Source organism: Mesorhizobium oxytropidicola (assembly GCF_056174625.1).
Genome location: NZ_CM149692.1, coordinates 6,206,616 through 6,227,178 on the forward strand (window position 1 = coordinate 6,206,616; position 20,563 = coordinate 6,227,178).

The 20,563-nt window shown below is 64.9% G+C and carries 12 protein-coding genes and 4 pseudogenes; all 16 read right to left on the reverse strand.

What is annotated here, in order from left to right:
* Positions 1–4 precede the first annotated feature (4 nt).
* Positions 5–946, reverse strand: a complete 942-nt coding sequence (locus tag AC0V8S_RS31190) for a sugar phosphate isomerase/epimerase family protein (RefSeq protein WP_183457150.1) — start codon at positions 944–946, stop codon at positions 5–7.
* A 49-nt stretch (positions 947–995) separates the two neighbouring features.
* A complete protein-coding gene (locus tag AC0V8S_RS31195) occupies positions 996–2,048 on the reverse strand; it encodes a class II aldolase (protein ID WP_183457148.1) in 1,053 nt (350 codons plus the stop codon).
* Positions 2,048–3,565 (reverse strand): glycerol-3-phosphate dehydrogenase, encoded by a 1,518-nt coding sequence (locus AC0V8S_RS31200; protein ID WP_475435328.1) that lies wholly within the window; start codon positions 3,563–3,565, stop codon positions 2,048–2,050. The genes AC0V8S_RS31195 and AC0V8S_RS31200 overlap by 1 nt, the downstream gene beginning before the upstream one ends.
* 45 nt (positions 3,566–3,610) lie before the next feature.
* Positions 3,611–4,651, reverse strand: coding sequence for a 2-hydroxyacid dehydrogenase (locus AC0V8S_RS31205; RefSeq protein ID WP_475435330.1), 1,041 nt, complete (start codon positions 4,649–4,651; stop codon positions 3,611–3,613).
* A 10-nt stretch (positions 4,652–4,661) separates the two neighbouring features.
* The gene (locus tag AC0V8S_RS31210; protein WP_475435332.1) at positions 4,662–6,215 is read right to left on the reverse strand and encodes an FGGY family carbohydrate kinase; all 1,554 of its coding nucleotides are present in this window, start codon (positions 6,213–6,215) and stop codon (positions 4,662–4,664) included.
* Complete coding sequence (locus AC0V8S_RS31215) at positions 6,215–7,339, reverse strand: ABC transporter ATP-binding protein (protein ID WP_475435334.1); 1,125 nt, start codon at positions 7,337–7,339, stop codon at positions 6,215–6,217. The genes AC0V8S_RS31210 and AC0V8S_RS31215 overlap by 1 nt, the downstream gene beginning before the upstream one ends.
* Positions 7,336–8,454, reverse strand: coding sequence for an ABC transporter ATP-binding protein (locus AC0V8S_RS31220; RefSeq protein WP_475435336.1), 1,119 nt, complete (start codon positions 8,452–8,454; stop codon positions 7,336–7,338). The genes AC0V8S_RS31215 and AC0V8S_RS31220 overlap by 4 nt, the downstream gene beginning before the upstream one ends.
* Before the next feature lie 2 nt (positions 8,455–8,456).
* Positions 8,457–9,315, reverse strand: a pseudogene (locus AC0V8S_RS31225) (carbohydrate ABC transporter permease).
* Between the two features lie 9 nt (positions 9,316–9,324).
* The gene (locus tag AC0V8S_RS31230; RefSeq protein ID WP_475435338.1) at positions 9,325–10,248 is read right to left on the reverse strand and encodes a carbohydrate ABC transporter permease; all 924 of its coding nucleotides are present in this window, start codon (positions 10,246–10,248) and stop codon (positions 9,325–9,327) included.
* 159 nt (positions 10,249–10,407) lie between these two features.
* Positions 10,408–11,852, reverse strand: a pseudogene (locus AC0V8S_RS31235) (ABC transporter substrate-binding protein).
* A 46-nt stretch (positions 11,853–11,898) separates the two neighbouring features.
* A complete protein-coding gene (locus AC0V8S_RS31240) occupies positions 11,899–12,873 on the reverse strand; it encodes a sugar-binding transcriptional regulator (protein WP_115143718.1) in 975 nt (324 codons plus the stop codon).
* Between the two features lie 235 nt (positions 12,874–13,108).
* Positions 13,109–14,344 (reverse strand): VWA domain-containing protein, encoded by a 1,236-nt coding sequence (locus AC0V8S_RS31245; RefSeq protein WP_475435340.1) that lies wholly within the window; start codon positions 14,342–14,344, stop codon positions 13,109–13,111.
* Positions 14,337–16,585: pseudogene (locus AC0V8S_RS31250) on the reverse strand (DUF5682 family protein). Before AC0V8S_RS31250 ends, AC0V8S_RS31245 begins: the two are co-directional and overlap by 8 nt.
* Positions 16,586–16,589: 4 nt before the next feature.
* Positions 16,590–17,666 (reverse strand): annotated as a pseudogene (locus AC0V8S_RS31255) (ATP-binding protein).
* Positions 17,667–17,695: 29 nt separating this feature from the next.
* A complete protein-coding gene (locus AC0V8S_RS31260) occupies positions 17,696–19,123 on the reverse strand; it encodes a DUF5691 domain-containing protein (protein WP_475435342.1) in 1,428 nt (475 codons plus the stop codon).
* Positions 19,120–20,505, reverse strand: coding sequence for an SWIM zinc finger family protein (locus tag AC0V8S_RS31265; protein WP_475435344.1), 1,386 nt, complete (start codon positions 20,503–20,505; stop codon positions 19,120–19,122). Before AC0V8S_RS31265 ends, AC0V8S_RS31260 begins: the two co-directional genes overlap by 4 nt.
* Between the last annotated feature and the right edge of the window lie 58 nt (positions 20,506–20,563).

The window sequence follows — 20,563 nt, forward strand, 5'->3', positions numbered from 1 at the left end:
TTTTTCATTCGGCCTTTGGCAGAAGACCGGACCTGCCGGCGTCGATGAAGGGCGCCCAGTAGTCGACGGACTCGCGGATCATGGCGACGACCTGATGGTCGACCGGCTCGCGCTCGCGGAACGACAGTTCGAGGCAGATCTCATTGTCGGTGCCGCCACCGCGCCACACCGTCTCCAGCAGCTTTTCCGGCGTGATGCGGCCATCCCTGTTGTAGGTTGCGGTGAACGGCCAATGGCCGCCCTTGTTCATCGACGATTGCTTGATATGGATGATCGGCGATTTTCGGGGAAAGGCCTCGGCCCAGGCATAGGGATCGATGTCAGCCGGGTTGCTTGATGTGACGTCGCCATGGTCGATATCGACCATCATCTCCAGCGGAATGGCCATGCCGGCGGCGTCGATCGCGCCTTGCAGCATCCGGCAGTTCTCGATGGTGTGGCCGAACTCGCGGCCGACCGACATCGGTTCCCAGAACAGGTAGATCAGGCCCGCCGCCTTGGCGTGCTCAGCGACCTCGCGCCAGCAGTCCAGCGCAATGTCGAACAGCCGCGCGCGGCGCTCGGGGTCGTCAAAGTCGCGATGGGTGAAGATGGCGAATTGCGTACCCATGCCGCTGGCGCCGAGCTCGGCCGAGATGTCGGCGAAGGTCTTGAACCAGTCGACATAGTAGCGGCGCACATCGGCATCAGGATGGCCAAAATGATTGAGCCGGCCGTAAGGGCCCGTCATGCCAGACGTCACGCGCACGCCGGTGCGGGCGAGCGCGTTGCGGAACAGGCGGACGAATTTGACGATCGTCGCGGCGGGCCAGCCCGGATTGACGAACTCATGCGTGAGCTGCACGTCGCGAATGCCGATGTCATAGGCGATGGTGTCGATCAGATCGTCCGGATCGGCAAAGCGGTTGACCAGCGGATTGGTGTTGAGGGAAAGCGTGAAAGCCAAGGCCGCTATCCCTCCCTACGCGACGGCAAGACAGTGGAGCGGAATGCCGTCATTGCAGCGTCGCTCCCTCGCGGTTGAGTTGTTGGCGGTATTTTTCAGCGTCCCAGTTCAAGAGCTCTGCATTCTCCTTCGGGCTGAGATAGTTGACGCGCGCCGTATCATCGATGCGCTGGGCGACGTCGGCCAGGCAGCGCGCCATCGCTTCGGCGCCGGCATTGGCATCCCGGCGCATCAGCACGCCCTTACCGGGAAACAGGATGGATGTCGGCGCGGCTCCATTGCGGGCCACGACCGCCGCCGCATTCTCGCCGGGACCGGCGATCACCGAGCCGACGCCAAGGAAGATTACATGATCCGGGTAGAGGCTGCCGGAGGCGGCGATGCGGCAACTGGCGAGATCGGTCGCGACGGCATGGGCGGCGACCAAGGCCGGCAGCCGGTAATCACTGCCGGCGGCGAGCCTCAGCAGCGCGTCGAGATCGGGCGGAGAAGTCGGCCGCGGCGGCCGCGCGAGCAGCCCGGTCACGCGTTGCAGCAGCAAGGCTGCTTCGGCGACCGTGTCGGCGGCGACCACCAGCCCGTGATTGCCGAGCACGAGCACGTTTGTCGCGGGCTTCAGCCGCTCGGCGATCGCCTGCGCCAGCGGCAGGCCGGGCCGGCGGTACGGTACGAACGCCCAATCGAGGCCGCGCATGCGCTCCTCCAGCAGGGCTTCGGCATTGGCCTGCACGGCGATCGAAATCGTCTCGACACAATGGACGTGGACGACGATCTTCTGCGGCAGCAGCGCGTGCACGGTCGTCTCGATGGAGGGCCGCAGCTGGCGAGGGTTGAGGTCAGCCAGCGTGAACTGCCCGGCCGTCTCGGCCGCCGGGCTGCGCTGCGCCACGGCATCGAGCAACGGCGCCAGCGCGACCGGCACCATGATTTCATCGTCGCGCGCATTCTTCAGCCAGGTGCCGGATGCCTTTATCCACAGCACGCCGGCCTGCTTGATAGAGGTGTTGCCGCCGGCGCCCTGGACCAGCAGCGGGTCGGCGCCGATGCTGGCGGACAAGGAGCGCAGCATGCGGAATTCGCTGGAGTGGTTGTCGCCCGCCATCAGCCCGCCCTCGCCAACCGTTTTGCGGACCAGTGCTCGAAGGCCGCCCTCTCCTCGGCGGACAGATGCAGGCCATGCTTGGTGCGCCGCTCCAGGATATCGGCCGATGTCACGGCCCATTCCCGGTCGAAGAGATAATTGGCCTCGCGCTCGAAGAAATCCTTGCCGAAGCAGCGGCCGAGTTCATCGAGCGAGCGGGCCGCGCCAACCAAAGCGCGTGTCCTGGTGCCGTAGAGCCGGCTGTAGTGCTTGACTAGCGATGCCGGCATCCACGGATATTCGCGTCCGAGGTCGCCGAGAAACTGTTCGAAATCGGCATTGGCGATGTCGCCGCCCGGCAGATGCGCCTTCGCGGTCCACGGCTTGCCCATTTTGGGAAAGAACGAAGCGATCCTGTCCAGCGCATGCTCGGCCAGTTTGCGGAAGGTGGTGATCTTGCCGCCGAAGACGGAAAGCAGCGGCGCCTGCGCATCTGGTGCGTCGAGTTCGAAAATATAGTCGCGGGTCACAGCACTTGGGTTGTCGGCATTGTCGTCATAGAGCGGCCTGACGCCGGAGAAAGAATAGACGACATCGCCGCGTGCAAGGCCGCGCTTGAAATAGCGGTTGACCACCTTGATCAGGTAATCGATCTCGCTCTCATCCGCGGCCACATCCTCGGGCCGGCCCTCATAGGGGATGTCGGTGGTGCCGATCAGAGCGAGATCGTTCTGATAGGGATTGATGAAGATTACGCGCTTGTCGCTGTTCTGGATGAGATAGGCCTGCCGCCCTTCCCAGAATTTCGGCACGACGATGTGGCTGCCCTTGACCAGGCGCACATTGCGCCTGGAGTTCTGGCCGGCGACGCGGTTGACGATGTCGTTGACCCACGGGCCGGCGGCATTGATCAGCGCGCGCGCCCGAACCACCGTCCTGATACCCGTCCGGCCATCCTGCATCTCGACAACCCACAGGCCGTTCTCGCGGCGGGCGGCGGTGCAGGCGGTGCGGGTGAAAACCCTGGCGCCGCGCTCGGCGGCGTCGAGCGCGTTGATGACGACGAGGCGGGCATCGTCGACCCAGCAGTCGGAATATTCGAAGCCGCGCTTGAACGCGTCCTTGATCGGCGCACCCTCGGGCGCGGTGCGCAAATTGAGCGTACGGGTCGCCGGCAGCCGCTTGCGGCCGCCGAGATGGTCGTAGAGGAACAAGCCGAGCCGCACCAGCCAGGCCGGCCGGTCGTCGGGGCTGTGCGGCAGCACGAAGCGCATCGGCCAGATGATGTGGGGGGCTGATTCCAGCAGCACCTCGCGCTCGATCAGCGCCTCGCGTACCAGGCGGAACTCGTAATATTCGAGGTAGCGCAGGCCGCCATGGACGAGCTTGCCCGAGCGCGAGCTGGTGCCTTCGGCGAGATCATCCTTTTCGCACAGGATGACGGAGAGCCCACGGCCCGCGGCATCGCGCGCAATGCCAGCGCCATTGACGCCGCCGCCGACGACGAAGAGGTCGACGATTTCGGAGCCGCCGTTCATGTCGCTGTGGCCTCGATGCCGATGTGAGAAGTCATCGCCACTGCCTCAGCACGGATTGACCGGAGGCAGTCCGGCGAGATAGCGGCGCACCTCTTCGGCGGCCTGTTCGGCGGCATAGGTGACGGTGCGCACCGAAGCGCCGGCGATGTGCGGCGTCAGCGTCACATTGGGAAGCAGCAGCAAGGGCCAGTCCGACGGCACCGGCTCGATCGCGAAGGTCTCCAGCATAGCGCTGGCGATCTGGCCTGAAACCAGCGCCTCGTAGAGGGCGTCATAGTCGACCAGCGGCCCGCGCGCGGTATTGATGAGGATCACACCAGGCTTCATCCGCGCGATGGTGTCCTTGCCGATCAGGCCGCGCGTCTCCTCGGTCACCCGCGAATGCAGCGTGACTACGTCGGAGCGAGCCAGAAGATCGTCCAGCGCGACGAGTTCGACGCCGGCATTGCGGTCTTCGGCGCTCAACTGCACATAGGGATCGCTGACTAGGACGTGGCAGCCGAAGGCCCGCAGCAGGCGCACCACCTTGGTGCCGATATTGCCATAGCCGATGACGCCGACGGTCATTTCGCTGAGTTCGCGGCCGGTGCGGTCGGCACGGTAGAGGTCGCCGCGCCATTCTCCCTTGCGCAAGGCCTCGTGGCCGACCCGGATCAGCCGCGTCTCGGCAAGGATCGCGCCGATGGTGAACTCCGCCACCGCAGTGGCGTTGCGGCCGGGCACGTTGACCACCGTGATGCCATGTGCCTTGGCGGCGGGCATGTCGATGTTGATCGGGCCGCCACGCGAAACCGCGACCAGCTTGAGATCAGGCAAACGCCGCATCATGGCCTCCGACAGGGGCGCCAGCTGGGTGACGAGGATTTCGGCATCGCCGATGAAATCGACGACCTCGTCGGGGTGGCCGAAATACTCCTTGACCTTGTCGAGCCCCAACGCCGGATTGCCGAATTCCATCGGCTCGTCGGGCCATGCCGTCTGCAATGTCCTGATGTCGAGGTCGCCAGTGGCAACCTTCTCGATTTTGGCGCGGAACACCTCCGGGAGCATGAAGTTGTCGCCAATGATCGCTATTGTCTTACGCATACTCGACTTCTCAATTTGCCTGCACTGAAGCCATCGCGCGCCACACCGGCCGCAACGCCTGGTGCGCCAACATGTAGGAGGGGGTCATCTTGTCGTAGATCGCGGCGAGGTTCCGGTCGCTCGGCTCGGCTTCGCCAAGCAGCGGCGTCACCCATTCGCCAACGCATGCATCCATGGACGGGTAGAGACCGACGCAGACCGCGGCGATCATCGCCGCACCCGCCGCGCCCGCTTCCTCGCGCGCGCTGGTGCGAATGTCGGCGCCCACCGCGGCACCCAGGATCTTGCGCAGCGCCGGGCTTCTGGCGGCGCCGCCTGTCAGGCGGACTTCGCGCGGCAGCGGCCCCATGGCGGCGTAGCAATCGCGCGCCGCGAAGGCCAGGCCCTCGAAGACGGCGCGGACGAGGTCGGCATAGCCATGCCGCGAGGAAATGCCGATGAACCCTGCCCTGGCATTGGCATCGACGAACGGCCCCCGCTCACCCGCCTCCGATACATAGGGCTGATAGAGCAACGAGGCCGGCTGCGCGGCGGCGATCCAGGCATCGACCAGAGCGATCATCTCGCCATTGCTGCGGCTGATGCCTTGCGAGGCGAGAATGCCGGAGGCGAGCCCCAGTACCCAGTCGATGTTGAGCGTCGCTGCCATGTTGGACTGCATCTGCGCGAACACGCCGGGCGCCGGCATCGCCATCGTATAACCGGTCGCCGCTTCGTTGAGCTGCACGTCGTCAGGAGTTTCGGCCAGCCGCATATGCATGCCGGTGGAGCCGATGATCGAGCAGCCGGGCTTGCGCTCGCGGTCGAGAAGGCCGGCGCCAAGCGCGGTGCAGACGACGTCGACATAACCGAGCACGACGGGCGTACCGGCCAGCATGCCGGTGGCGTCGGCCGCTGCCTGCGACAGCGCGGTGCTGTGCCTGGTGCCGTCGACGATCGGCGGCAGCAGATGCCTGAGATCGGTGACGCCAAGCACGTCGAGCACATCGTCGCTGTAGTCGCGGGTGTGGAAATCGCCGAAGGTGAAGGTGCCCTCCGACGGATCGGTGGCGCGTTCGCCGGTCAGCTTGAAATAGAGCCAGTCCTTGCAGTGGAAGGCGGTTGCCGCCTTGCCGAGCATTTCGGGCATGGTGCGCTTCATAAAGACGAATTGCGACCCCTGCTGGCAGGCGGCGAGCCCGCTGCCAGTCTTTTCGAAGCGAAGCCGGTCCTCGGGCCGCGCGCGGATCTCCTCGACGACGGCCGCGGCACGCGCGTCGAGCCAGAGCCAGCCCTTGGCGACCGGCTCGCCCTTGCCGTCGATCAGCCAGGTGCCGTCGCCTTGCCCGGTCACCGCGATCGCCACCGTCCGGCTGGCGAGATTGGGCACCTTGTCGGCGAGCTGGCGCAACGTCGTGGCGGCATCGCTCCATGTGCGCGCCAGATCCTGTTCGGCGCCGCCGCCCGGCAGCGTTTCATAGTGGTTCGGTAGCGCTGCGGCGGCAATCTGGCGGCCCGCTATGTCGAAGGCGATGGATTTGATGACGGAGGTGCCGGCATCGATGCCGATCAGGATGTCGCGCATCACGCAAGCTCCATGCCGTGCGAAATCGCCTTGCCGCTGGCCTGGTCGAAGACATGCAGGTTCTTCGGGTCGATGCTGACATTGATCGGTGCACCAAGGTCGAGGCGCGTGCGGTCATGCTCGACCAGGACCAGCGAACCGCCGGCAAAATCCGCCGCGATATGCGTCTGGTCGCCAAGCCATTGGTTGGCCGAAACCCTGGCGGGAACGCCTTCCTTCGAGCGCCGGACCGCGTAGGGCCTGATGCCGATCACCACCCGCTCGCGGCTGAGCAATTGATCGCGAACCGGAGCGCTGAAGGCGTCCTTGTCGTAGTCGAGCGACAGGCCGTCGGGCAGCTTGAGATTGATGCGGCCGGCGGCTGTCGCGACATAGGCCTCGAAGACGTTCATTGGCGGTTCGCCGACGAAGGTGCCGGTGAACAGGTTCGCCGGACGCTCCTTGATGCGGTCCGGCGTGTCGAACTGCTGCAGCACGCCGCCTTCCATCACCGCGATGCGGTCGGCAAGCGCATTGGCCTCGGTCTGGTCGTGGGTGACCAGGATCGCGGTCAGGCCGCGCTCCTTGATGAAGTGCTTGATGCGGCCGCGCAGCACGGCGCGAAGTTGCGGTTCGAGCTGCCCCATCGGCTCGTCGAGCAGATGCAGGTCGGCCTCGCGGATCAGCGCCCGGCCAAGGCTGGCGCGCTGCTGCTGGCCGCCGGAGATCGAGCTTGGATAACGCTCCAATATGTCCTCGATCTCGAGCAATTTGGCGATGCTGGCGACCTTGGCGTCGACCTCGCTCTTCGGCAGCCGCGCCGCCTTGAGCGCGAAGGCCATGTTCTCGCGCACGGTCAGCGGCGGGTAGAGCGAGTAACCTTCGAAGGCCATCGCCACATTGCGCTTGACCGGCGGCAAGGTGTGCACCTGACGGCCGCCGACCGAGATGGCGCCGCGCGACACCTCTTCGAAGCCGGCGATCATGCGCAATGTCGAGGTCTTGCCGCAGCCGGACGAACCGAGCAGCGCGACGATCTCGCCCTTGACGATTTCCATGGTCAGGTTCTTGACGGCGTGCACGCCCCTGTCGATCGGGCCGTAGAACTTGTCGACACCTGATATGGTGAGCGCGCTCTGGCTCATGCCGCTTCTCCATTGCGCAAGGCGACGACGTTCTTCGAACCGATGCGGTCGCCGCTGGCGTGATCGAACAGCAGGGCGCTCTTGCCGTCGACGGCGATATGGGCCTTGCCTTCGCTGCGGCCCGGCGTTCCGGCCGGGCGCGAGACCAGGATCTCGCGGCCGCGCACGGTGCGCACCAGCGTGACGATCTTTTCGTTGAGCGGCGTCTCGGCCTCGACCGTCACCGGAATGGCGCCAGGGATACCCTCCTCGACGAAGCTCAGCGCTTCGGGCCGCAGGCCGATCACGCAATCGCGGCCAACCGCCGTGTCGTAAGCGCCGGCCAGATGGACCTGGACGTTGGACAGGCCGACATAAATCCCCCTGGTATCGCGCGCGGGCTTGACGTCGAGCAGGTTGATGGTCGGGTCGCCGAACAGCCGCGCGATCTCGATATTGGCTGGTTCGCGATAGATCTGCTCGGGCGTGCCGAGCTGCCTGATGACGCCTTGCGACATCACTGCGATGCGGTCGCCAAGCGCCATGGCTTCCTTGTAGTCCTGGGTGACGTAGACGACGGTGGCGCCGCGATCGGCAAGCAGACGCGGCAGTTCAAGCCGCATTTCGAAGCGCAGCTTGGCGTCGACATTGCGCAAGGGATCGTCGAGCAGCAGCAGCGGCGGCGAGCCGACCAGCGCACGGGCCAGTGCCGTTCGCTGCTTCTGGCCATTGGAGAGCGCGCGCGGCTTGTGGGAGAGCACATGAGCGATCTTCAACAGCTTGGCGACGCTCTCGACACCGGCCTTGATCGTGCCCGGAGAGGACCGCTTGGCCTGCAGCGGCGTTGCGATGTTGTCGAACGCACTCATATGCGGAAACAGCGCGAAATTCTGGAACGCCATGCCGACGCCACGGAACTCCGCGTCGACATCGGTCATGTCCTCGCCACCGATGAAGATCTTGCCCTCATCTGGATCAATGACGCCGGCAACGAGCCGTAGCAACACCGTCTTGCCGGCGCCGGACGGACCGAACAGGACAAGGGTTTCGCCATCGGCGACGGTCAACGACAGATTGTCGAGGACGGTCTGGCTCTTGTAGCGCTTGACGATTTTTCTGAGTTCGAGGCTGGCCATTTCTATCCTTTCACCGCACCGAGCGAGAGGCCTTCGACAAGGTAGCGCTGTGCATAGAGCGCGAGCGCCAGCGTCGGCGTGATCGAGAGCACGATGGCCGCCGAAATCTGGCCGTATTGGATGCCCGATGAGGTGATGAAGGCAAGCGCGCCGACCGTCACCGGCTGCTTGTCGGCCGAGGCCAGCACCAGCGCGAAGACGAAATTGTTCCAGGCGAAGATAAAGGCGAGCAGGCCGGCGGCGGCGATGCCGGGGCCGGCGAGCGGCAGCGCGATCTTACGGAAGGTAGCGAACCAGGAATGGCCGCCGATGCGATAGGCATATTCGATGTCGGCCGGAATATCCTCGAAATAGCCGCGCACGATCCACAGGATCAGCGGCAGGCAGATCAGCTGGTAGACCCAGATCAGGCCGATATAGGTGTTGGCGAGCCCGAGCTTCTGGAAATACAGGGTGAGCGGCAGCAGCACCAGCAGCGCCGGCGCGAATTTGAACGACAGCAGCGTGAAGGCGATGTCCTCGGAGCCACGGAATTTATGCCGCGCAAAGGCGTAGGCCGCCGGCACGCCGAGCAGCAGCGAGACCGCGACCGAGGTCACCGACAGGAACACCGAATTCCCGAGATTGCGCATGAAGGCGATATCGAGCGTGCCGGCGGCGGTCATCAGCTTCCCGGTGATCAGCGCCGTGTAGTTGGCGAGCGTCGGCTCGAAGATCAGCTGTGGGGGGAATGCGCAGGATAGTCTCGTTGGTCTGGAACGACATCATGAAGATCCAGACGATCGGGAACATGAAGAAGATCACGACCAGCGTCAGGGCGACGCCGCGCAGGATGCGCTCGAGAAGCGAGGTGTGTTCCATCCCGGCCTCCTACGCCTGGCCACGGGCGCGTTCGCGCAGCCGCAGCCAGTTCTTAATGAAGATGTTGGAGAGGAAATAGGTGATCGCCCACAGGATGATCATCAGCGCCGCCGAGCGGCCGACATTGGTCGACTGGAAGAAGTTGAGATAGGCCTCGACCTGGAAGACGGTCAGCGTGTCGCCCGGTCCACCTTGGGTCATGGCATAGATGATATCGAACTGCTGGATGGAATCGAGCAGCCGGAACAAAGTCGCCGTCAGGATGTAGGGCGTCAGCATCGGCAGCGTGATGCGGAAGAAGACGAAGCTTCGCGGCACACCGTCGAGCGCCGCCGCCTCGAAGGGCTGCGTCGGCAGGCTGCGCAGGCCGGCGAGCAGCAGGATCATGATGAAGGGCGTGTAGACCCAGATGTCGACGAGCACGACGGTGAACAGCGCCGTCGACGGCGACGAGGCCCAGCGGAAATCCTGCAGCCCGATAAGGCTGGCGAGATAGCTCAGCACACCGAAGCCGGGATTGGTCATCAGCTTCCACATCAGGGCGGCAAGTGCGGGCGCCGTCATCAGCGGCATCAACAGCATGATCGAGATGAAATTGTTCAGCGTCGAGCGCTTCTGCAGCAGCAGGGCGATGGCGAGACCCAGAAGCAGTTCCAGCACGACGGTGGTGCCGGCATAGAGCAGCGACACCCTCAGCGTGTTCCAGAATTTCGGATCGGTGAAGAAGGAGATGTAGTTGTCGCCCCAGTTGAACTGCCGCGCCCAGGGCTGGCTGAGCCGGTAGCGCTGGAAGGAATAGACGACCGAGGTGAGGAACGGGATCAGGATGCCGATGCAGACGAGCAAGGCCGGCAGGCTGAGCACATAGGGCAGCACCCTCTTGCTGATCCTGAAGCCGGATGGCTTGGGCCTTTGCGATACCACCGCGGTCATCGAGTTGCTCCGTTGTCGCTGTTGCTTCGCCCTGCCGGCCGCCTAAGGGAGCAAGGCGACCGGTCGGGCGAAATAGCGGTCACCTTCCGGCACCGCATCGCAAGCTTGAAAAGGTATGACGAGGGCCGGCCCGCCAGGCAGGCCGGCCCTCGTTGCGACTTAACCGAGACCGGCTTCCTTGAGCTGGCCGTTGATGCTTTCGGCAAGCTTGTCGAGGCCCTCGTCGACCGGCACTTCCTTGGCCACCATCTTCTGCAGCGTCGCCGCCCATTCGGTGGTGAGGTCGAAGAACAATGGCTGCGCCGTGAACTTGATCGAAGCGCCCGGCGCCGAGGCGTCGAACATCTCGACATAACCGGGATAGCTCTTGTTCAACTTGTCGCGGAACCCCTGGTCCTTCCAGACCGACTGGCGGACAGGATTGACGAAGTCCATCTTGGTGGCGCCGAACAACCCATGCTCCGGCCCCGAGGCCCATTGCATGAAGTACCAGGTGGCGTCCTTGTCCTTCGAGAAGTTGGACATTGCCAGCGACCAGATCCAGATGTTGGGTGTCGCCGCCTTGGCTGCCGGATTGGCCTTGAAGTTCGCGAAAGCGAGCTTGCCGGCCATCTTGTTATCGCCGCCATTCATGAAGTAGCCGAGGATGTCGGCGTCGAAGATCATCGCCGAGGCGCCGGCGCCGAGGTCGGTACCGACCTGATACCAGGTGTAGGTCGACCAGTCTTTTGGACCGCTCTCCTGGATCATCTGCACCCACTGCTTGTGGAAAGCCTTGGATTCGGCTGTGTTCATGGCGGCCGACAATTTGCCGTCGGCCGACACGTTCAGGTCCTTCTGGTCGAAATTGGCATAGGCCGAGAGGAAGCCCGGATGGATCGTCGCCCAGGAGCGCGAGCCACGCACGCCGATGCCGTAGACACCGCCGCCGACGTCCTTGGTGAGCTTGGCCGCAGCGGCGACCATCTCGTCCATGTTGCCGGGAACCTTGACGCCGGCCTTGTCGAACATCGCCTTGTTGTAGGTGATGTTGTTCTGCTCGAAGCCCCACGGAATGCACCACTGCTGGCGTCTTCCGAACCCAGCGCGCCACCCGGCTTGCCATTCCAGGCACAGGAGTTCTTGACGCCGGGCAGGAAGTCGTCCCAGGCATAGTTCGGGTTGGTCTTGGCCGGATCCTTGATCCATTCGTTGAGGTCGGTGACCCAGCCGGCCGGACCATAGGTCCAGGTCATGTAGGCGCCGGTCATGAAGGCATCGTATTCGGGCGAGCTAGCCGACAGCGCTGCCGTGACCTTGTCGAAATAGACGTCTTCCGGGAACACGTCATAGACGACGTTCATGCCGGTCAGCTTCTTGAAGTTTTCCAGATCGGCGATCATCGCATCGGCATAGGGATGCTTGTTGAGCAGGAGCTTGATGGTCTTGCCCTTATGCGCCTGCCAGTCGAAATCGGCGGCAAGCGCGCGGGTCTGCCCCAGATTGAGCAGCGTGCCGGCGGTGCCGGCGGCAAGGCCCATGGCACCGAGGCCCTTGATCAGTCCGCGACGGTCGACTTGTCCGCGCAGGAAGGCGTCAATGAGGTCTTTCTCTTTCTCATGCATTTCGTCTTCTCCTCCACAGGGTAGTTTCAACGGAACTTGTTGCCGGCTACCCGACCGGCGTCTCTTCCACGAGCGACCGCGCCGTCCGCTCGTCTGTTATCAGGCCCTTGAGATAGCGCCCCTCCAGCACTGATTTGATGGCGCGAACCTTGATCTTGCCGCCGGCGACGGCGACGATCCGGCGGCTGGCAATGTCCTCGCGCGTCAAGGCCAGCGCCCGGTTCGAAACGGTCGTCGCCACCGCCTTGCCGGCCTCGTCGAAGAAATGGCCGAGCAATTCGCCGACACCACCATTGCGGCGGATCTCCTCCATCTCGCCCTTTTCGATCATGCCGGTGGCAACCAGCGACGCCTCGCGTTCGGCGGTGCCGATGCCGGCAAACAACAGGTCGGCGGAGCGCGCGAGATCGAAGACCTCGCTGATGCCCTTCTGCCCGAGCAGGACGGTGCGGTCCTCCGCCGTGTTGGCGAACATCGGCACCGGCATGACATAGGCTTCGGCGCCGGTGCGTTCGGCCAGGCGGTGAATGACGTCATGCGGATTGGCTGAGAATTTGCGCGTCAGGCCGCCAAGCAGCGAGACAAAACGGATCTTGTCGGTCGAGGTGCGCGGCAGATATTCCACGCAAGCCGCCAGCGTGCGACCGTGGCCGACACCGATCAGCGCCTCCTCGCCGCGCTCGATCTCGCGCTTGAGGAACTGCGCGCCGGCAATGCCGAGCGCCTTGAGCGGCAGATCCTCGGAATCGAAGTCCGGAACCACCTCGCAATAGTCGAGGCCGTAGCGGCGGGACAATTCGTCTTCAAGCTCGACGCATTCCGACACTTCGCCGTCGATATAGACCTTCACCAGCCCTTCCTGGTTGGCCTTGGTGATGAGGCGATGGGCCTTGAGGCTGGTCAGCCCCAGCCGCTTGGCAACCTCGGACTGGGTAAGCCCGCCGGCATAGTGAAGCCAGGCGGCGCGCGTCGCCATGCTGGTTTCGTCGTCGCGCAGGAGACCGTTGCCGAACCCTACCATTTCCACCCTATGATATTTTTATCAGTTGCTGCAAAATTTTTCACAATGGGCGATCGGAGTCAAGCGACCCCTTGTGCAAATCGCGACATGACGGCCGAAACGGGTTTCGGCCGTCCGTCTGGCTGTGTCAGTGAATGGCGATGCGAGGGGCCTCTTCCAGCGTGCAGGTCAGCACCGCCGGCTGTTCAAGCCTGGTTTTGGATTGCCGCTTTTGATGACGCCAGGTCGAGCGCGGCTACGCGTCGGCCGCCGGACTGTCTTCCTCGGCGCGAACCAGCTTGATGTCGGCGCCTGCCGCCCATGCGCCGACATCTTCCCGTCGCAAGGCCGCCGCCATCATGTCGGGAAACAGGTCCGGCGTGCAGGCGAAGACCGGAATGCCGAGCACTGCCACCGAGCCTGCCATCTTCGGGTCATAGCCGGGCCTGCCCTGATCCGTCAGCGCCAGCAGCACCACGACATTGACGCCGGAGCGGACAAGTGCCGCCAGCCGCTGCAACAATTCCTGGCCGTTGCCGCCTTCGTAGAGGTCGGTGATCAGCACCATATGCGACTTGGTCGGCCGTTCGATGCGGTCGGCGCAATAGGCGACGGCCTGGTTGATGTCGGTGCCGCCGCCAAGCTGCACGCCGAACAGGACCTCGACAGGATCGCTAAGCTCCTCGGTCAGGTCGACGATCGCTGTATCGAAGCAGACGAGCTTGGTTCGCACCACCGGCAAAGAAGCCATCACGGCGGCGAAGATCGAGGCGTAGATCACCGAACTTGCCATCGAGCCCGACTGGTCGACGCACAGCACCACCTCATCCAGATCGACCAGCCTTCGCTGCTTGCGCATGAAGCCGACCAGCTTCTCCGGCACGATGGTTTTGTGCTCGGCCTGGTAATGGCGAAGGTTGGCCGAGATGGTGCGCGGCCAGTCGATGTCACGCTGGCGTGGACGATTGGTGCGCTGCGACCGGTCGAGCGCGCCACGGATCGCCTCGGCGGTCTTCTGCTCCAGCCGCTGCATCAGCTTGGCGACGATATCGGCGATGATGGTGCGGGCGATATCCTTGGTCTTGGCCGGCATGACCGAGCGCAGCGAGATCAGGTCGGCGACGAGATTGACGTCGGCCTCGATCGCCTTGAGGAATTCCGGCTCCATCAGCATCTGCTTCAAATTGAGCCGCTCGAACGCGTCCTTCTGAACGATCTGCACGACCTGCGCCGGAAAGAACGACCGAATATCGCCCATCCACTGCGCCACCCGTGGCGCCGAGCGGCCGAGCCCGCCGCGCCGCTTGCGCGGGTCGGCAGCCGTATCGCCGGTGCCATCGCCGTAAAGCGCATCGAGCGCCGCCGAGAGCCGCTTGTCGGTGTCGGAGAGCGCTGACGAGGACTCATCATCGGCACCGATGGCCAGGCGCCAGCGACGCTCCCGGTCGTCGCCGGCGGGCTCAGTTTCGTTGATGTCGGCCTCGTCATCCATTGCCGTTCCCACCCGTCAGCAAAGGTCCAAGCCGTTCCAGATGCCGGCGCCAGGCCTCCTCGCCGTTCGGCGTCGGCGTCAGCCCGGCCGGCAGGCGCCTGATGCGGCCGAGGACCGCTTCGATCAACCGCCGCCGCTCCATCGAGTCGAGATGCGAGAAGACCCGGCGCAGGAGCGGCAGATGCGCGATGAAGGCATCCTCGTCGAGGGATTTGAGCCAGGCATCGACCGCTCCGCGCAGGCCTTCATCATAGATCAGCCGCTGACCGGCGGTGCTGAAGAAGCCCTCGAAGAACCCAGCGGCCTCGGCGACCGGCGTTCCCGGCGACAGGCGCCGCGCGATCAGGCCCGCCGCGGCGTCGGCGGACAGATGGCCGGCCTCGTAAAGCAGATGCGCGGCACAGCCGGCCACCAGCGCCGTCGATCGCGATCCGTCGAGCACGGCCGCCAGTCCATTGCGCCAGGCGTCCAGGACGTCCTGTTCCGGTTCGACCAGCTTGATCGCCTCATCGGCCTTGCGCATAGCGCCGACCAGCGCCGAGGAAGCCGGGCATCGAGGTCGCGTGCGGCGTAGACGAGCGCGATGCCGCCCTCGACGATCAGCCGCTCCAGCAGGCCGGACAGGCGTGCCGTTTCGGTCTTGCGGGCTTCGCCATAGCGGATGATGTCGGCGAGCGGCGGCACGGACGCCAGGATTTCCAGGCATTCGCTGCTGCGCGCCGCGCGTTCCTCCAGTGCCGCCAGGCCGGCCGTCGAGGCCTCCGACAAATTGGCCGTGATGGCGCCCTGGACCAGTGCCGCCAGCGCGTCGAGTGATGTCGACGCGCCGATCATCTGGATCAGCCGGCCGTTGGCGGCCTTTTCGATGGTCGGCCCATGGACCAGGTTCTCGACCAGGCGAACGGCATATTCCGGCTCCCACGACAGCGTCCAACGCTCGCGAAACGTGCCACGGCTGCGGCCGCTGTCGGTCAGCTTGCCCCAATGCACGCCAAGCACGTTCAAGCGATGCAGCAAGGTCGACCGGAACAGCCCGCTTTCGCTGCGCAGGTCGACCGACAATTCGCGCTCAAGCGCTTCCGGCTTCAGCCGCGCCGTCTTCTGGTTGCGCTGCAGATCCTCGATCAGCGGCGCCAGCGGCGTGTCAGGCGGAATCTCACCGACATCGGCGCCCAGAAGCAGTTCGGCTTCGACCAGCGCCCACAATACCGCTTCGCCGTTGAACAAAGCGGCGATCGCGGCATCGCGCAATTCTTCGAAACCGGGCTTTGGCCGCTCGCGGATCACAGCCAGCGTGCGGGCCAGCCGTTCGGCCTCGATCAGCGAGGCGGTCGAGACCATGTGCCCCTTGGCCCGCAGCACTGCCGCGATCATGGCGAGCCACAGCGTCGCCGCGTCGTGCCGGCCCCGCGTGCGCCACAGATGCTTGCACCAACCGGGCGCGACGACACCGGCGCCATAACCGAAGCCGAGCGCCAGGCGCGGGCCGGTCCATGGCGCCCAGGTCATCGTGCTCTTGCGCCGAGCAAGCCCCTTGAGCAAGGCCTGATCCTCTTTGAGCGGACGCGTCGCCTGTAGCGCCGGCACATGGAAGGCACCGCAGACGACAGCGATCGGCCCGTCGAATTCCTTGCGCGCCGCGGCGATTTCAAGCCGCATATGGGCTTCGCGTTTGGCCTCGAATTCGGCAAGCGGACCTTCGCCTTCGCGCAGCGTCGTCATCGCGTCGGCTATTGCCGCGAAGATCGGGCCGGGCTCAGGGTTCTGCTCGATGATATCGGCCCACCAGCTCTCGCCATCCTCATAGCCGGCGGCCTGCGCCAGCGTGCCGATCGGGTCGCGCAGATGCGGCGCTACCTCAATCTCGGCTTCGGCTTTCGTCTCATCGGCCTCGGCCTCCTGCGTGGCCTCTGCGGGTGCGACGCGGGCCGAGGACGGCAGGTCGATGAAGCGCACTGTCGCGTTGTTGGCCACGGCCCAGAGCGTCGCCTGGTACTCCGGCGAGAACTCGGCGAAGGGCCAGAAACTGGTCGAGGCCGGATCGTCCTCGGGATAGCACAGCAGCGCCACCGGCGGCTGCATTTCGGGGCGGGCGAGTAGAGGCAGCAGCGCCGATGCATCGGCCGGTCCCTCGATCAGCACGGCGACCGGTTTCAACTCCTGCAACGCCTCCACCAGGCTGGCGGTGGAGCCAGGCCCGTGATGGCGTATGCCGAAATAGGAAACCTCGCTAAGCGCCATGGCGTCAGATCGCGGCGTTCAAGGCAGCGTAGTAGCCAGCATAATCGGGCCGCTTCTTGAGCACGGTTTCCAGATATTCCTCCAGCACCAGCTTGTCCTGCACCGGATCCTTGACGATCGCGCCGACAAGGCTGGCGGCAAGGCCTTCAGCACCGAGCTTGCCGCTGTCGAACCAGGCGGCCTGGCTGAGGCCGCCGACCATGGTTGCAATCGCTTCTGCCGTGGACAGTGAACCGGACGGCGTCTTCAACGTCACCTTGCCGTCCGCCGTTGCACCAGAGCGCAATTCGCGGAAAATGGTCAGCACGCGGGCAATCTCCTCGCCGACATTTTTGGCACCGGCAGGTCGAGGCCGCCGGCCATCTCGCCGACCCGCTTGGAGACGATCGCCACTTCCTCCGCCATGTCTTCGGGCAAAGGCAGCACGACGACATTGAAGCGGCGTTTCAACGCCGAGGACAATTCGTTGACGCCCTTGTCGCGGTTGTTGGCGGTGGCGATGATGTTGAAGCCGCGCTGCGCATAGATCGAGGTGTTGAGTTCGGGGATCGGCATCATCTTTCCGACAGCACCGTGATCAGCGTGTCCTGCACATCCGACCCCATGCGCGTCAGTTCCTCGAGGCGGCAGAGCTTGCCGTCCTGCATGGCGCGGTAGAGCGGCGTCGGCACCAGCGCCTCCTGGCTTGGGCCCTTGGCCAGAAGCTGCGCGTAATTCCAGCCATAGCGGACCTGGTTCTCGTCGGTGCCGGCCGTGCACTGCACGATCAGCGTCGAGTCGCCCATGATGGCGGCGGCTAGATGCTCCGACACCCAGGATTTGGCGGTGCCGGGAACACCGAGCAGCAACAACGCTCGGTCGGTGGCGAGCGTCGCCACCGCCGTTTCCATCAGCCGGCGACGGCCGACATCTTGGGCGTTATCAGCGTGCCGTCGTCAGCCTTTCCGCCAAGCAGATAGGTCAGCACCGCCTTTGGCGACAGGCTCCAGCCGGCGGGTCTTTGCCTGTCGTCGTTGCGCGCGAGGGCCTGCAATTCGGCCGCGTAGGCCTGCTCGACCGGAAGACGGATGGCTGCGTTCATTTGCTGTTCTCCGGATTGATCATGTTCATTCAAGGGCCGGTCAGGGATGCGTTGAGGCGCAGAAGACCAAGCGACGGTGCTGCCGGCGCCATGCCGGCCGCGACGACATCGCCGATCAATTTTTCCGCCGCCGCGGCGGTGGCGAGAAAGCCCAGCGTTTCCAGAAACTGGTCGACGCCGCGCTTCACGGCGTCGTCGTTTCCCGCGACAGCGGCGCGCAGCGCCGGCAGCGTCTTGCCGTTGGTCAGGTCGGTCCAGTCCAGCCAGCCTGCTTCGACGCCCTCGGCGAGGCTGAGCGCGCCAAGATATTGCATGTCCTTCAGGATCAGTTTGACCAGGACACGTTGCCTGCGACTGTCCAGACGCGGCATCAAATGGAGGACGAAAAGCGCCGGTTTGCCGCCCTCGGCGACAAGCGTGTCGGCCATGTGCGCGACCGCCGCATCGCTGCCCGACGCTGCGACCATGCGAGCGACAAGGATATCGACATTGTTGTCGGCGCCGAACTGCCATGCGCCGATGAAGTCGGATTCGGTGACGCCGAAGCGGGCAGCAAGATCGACCAGGTTACAGGTTTCGAACAGTTCGGCGCGGCGCCGTTCCTGTGCCGGGGATTTCAGCTTTGCCGGCGCGTAGGTGGTGCGGCGGCGGATGAAGCCGGATTTGCCTTCCGTGATGAAGGCGGCGAGTTCGGCTATCGGGTCTTCCGGCCCGCCATCGCCTGGCTGGCCATGCTCTCCCAACCGCGCCAGCAGCCGGCCGGCCAATTCGCGCACCTTGCCGGAGCGGTCGGCGGACAGGCTTTTCAGGAACGGCACGTCGTCGGCGCCCAGGCCGAAATGCATGAGCGCGATGAGCGCAAGCCTGACCTCCGCCGGCTCGCTTGATCCCCTGGTCTCGATCAGCTGCCGCGCCGCAGCCGGCGCGGTGCGGCGCATATCGGCCAGCGCCGTGCGGCGTGCGGCGGGATAGAAATCGTCCCAGTTCTCAGCCGTCAGTTGCTCCCGTCTCGTGTGTTTTTCGCCGTCCACCCCCGCCTGCCAGTCGACCCACGGCGCATAGACATCCGGACTGGTCTGATCCGACGCGGCCGGCATCCAGTCCATCGGATGGAGCACGAAGCCACGGCTGGCGACGAGAGCCACCACGCGCGACTTGCCCCTTGCGTCGGCGGCCTGTTTCAGAGCCGCCCGAAACAGCGGCCGCAACCGCTCCGGCAGCATCGGCAAGGCAAGCTCGGGCAGCGGCGGGCGCCGCTTCAGCGTCTTTGGCGCGGCCGGCCGCAAGGCGATTTCGAGGGCTTGCGCCGCAATCGCCAGCAATCGGCGCTCACGCTCATCGGGATTAGCACTGCCTGCGATCTCCTTCCAACCGACCGGAGCCAGGTCGAAGCTGGTTCCGCCGGTGATCCAGCAGTCGCGCATGGTCGCGAGACCCGTCTGCTCGATCTCGTTCACGACAGATCAAGCCTCCCGAAGCCGCTTTGCGCCGCAAGAAGGTGAAGCCGGCTGCCGCTCCAGAGCGCTGCTGTCGCCGCGAGGTCCAACCCAAGCAATGTTGGGCTGACGGTATCGGCGATCGGCAAGGCGATGCCGTGCGGATCATCGGCCGACTGCCACCAGGCATCGCCGCGATCGTCCAGCAGGATCGCGCCGGGCGGCAGCATGACCGGACTATCGGTGAGCCAGGGGGCTGTGTCCTGGTGGGCGACATGGGCCGCCAGCGGATCGACCGCGTCAAAGCCGAAATCCGGCCATTGCCCTGACGAAACATCGCCCTTGCGCTCCACCACCAGCGCCCGCAGCGGCTGGCGCGCCGGATAAAAGACCAGCCTCGCGTCGAAGCGATCGCCCGGCGTGAAGGCGTTCGACCGGCGGCCGGCAGAGGCCGGGAAATAGTCGAGCAGGAGAGCAAATTGCGGGGCCGCGCTCTTCAGATCGAGCAGCCAGGTTGAATGGCTGACAAGACCGTCACGGCGCGTCTCGATCTTCTCGCCAAGCACCTCCCAGACGCTTTCGACCTGGATCGCGTCGGAATTGGCGAGCACCTGCTCGCGGCTTTCCGAGGTCGACACCAGCCGTCTCAGTTCGGCATCGTCAGGCGTCGAGCGCCAGGCCTTGGCCAGCAGCACAAGCTTGCCGAGTTCGCGGATCGCCGCGTCCGGCCGCTCCTCGCTGCGCAGACCCATCAGCCGTGACGGAATCTCGTCGATGCGGCCGGCGAGTGCCGTCGCCTTCATGTCGACCAGCCGTGCCGCGATACGGCGGCAACGATCGCTGCTGTTGTCGACAAAGCCGGCAAGGCCGAGCCGCAACTGATCCGATATCCATTGATCGAGTTCGTCCAATGCCGCCGAGACCGAGGACCGCGTATCCTCGGCGCGCTTGCGCTGCGCGGCCTCGCGGCGCTCGATCGCGGCGGCATCCTCGACAGCAGCGTTTTCATCGTCGCGCGCGGCCTCGCCAATGCTCTTGCCTCCCGCACCAAGCGCCGGTGCAGCCGGCTGCGAGGTGATCTTCCGGCGATGGCCGAGCCAATCGTTCACCCATTCCGGCGTCGAGCCGGCGGCGGTGAAACTCGCCGGCGCGGTGGCAGCGATCCACATCAGCGCCAATGTGTGCTTGCAGGGGAACTTTCGCGACGGACAGGTGCATTTGTAGCCGTGGTCACCGGTGTCGACGACGACGCGATAGGGATTGGAGCCGGAGCCCTGGCATTCGCCCCAGATAAGCGCCAGCTGTTCGTTCTTTTCGAGCCGGGGCCAGTTCGATTGCTTGGTCAACTTGGAAGCGGAGCTCAACGACGCCTGATCAGGCGCGAGCGCTTCGATGGTTTTCAAGTCAAATTCCAAGCCGCGCCTCTCGTCGCTCGAACAAACGCCCACTGCCAGTATAGAT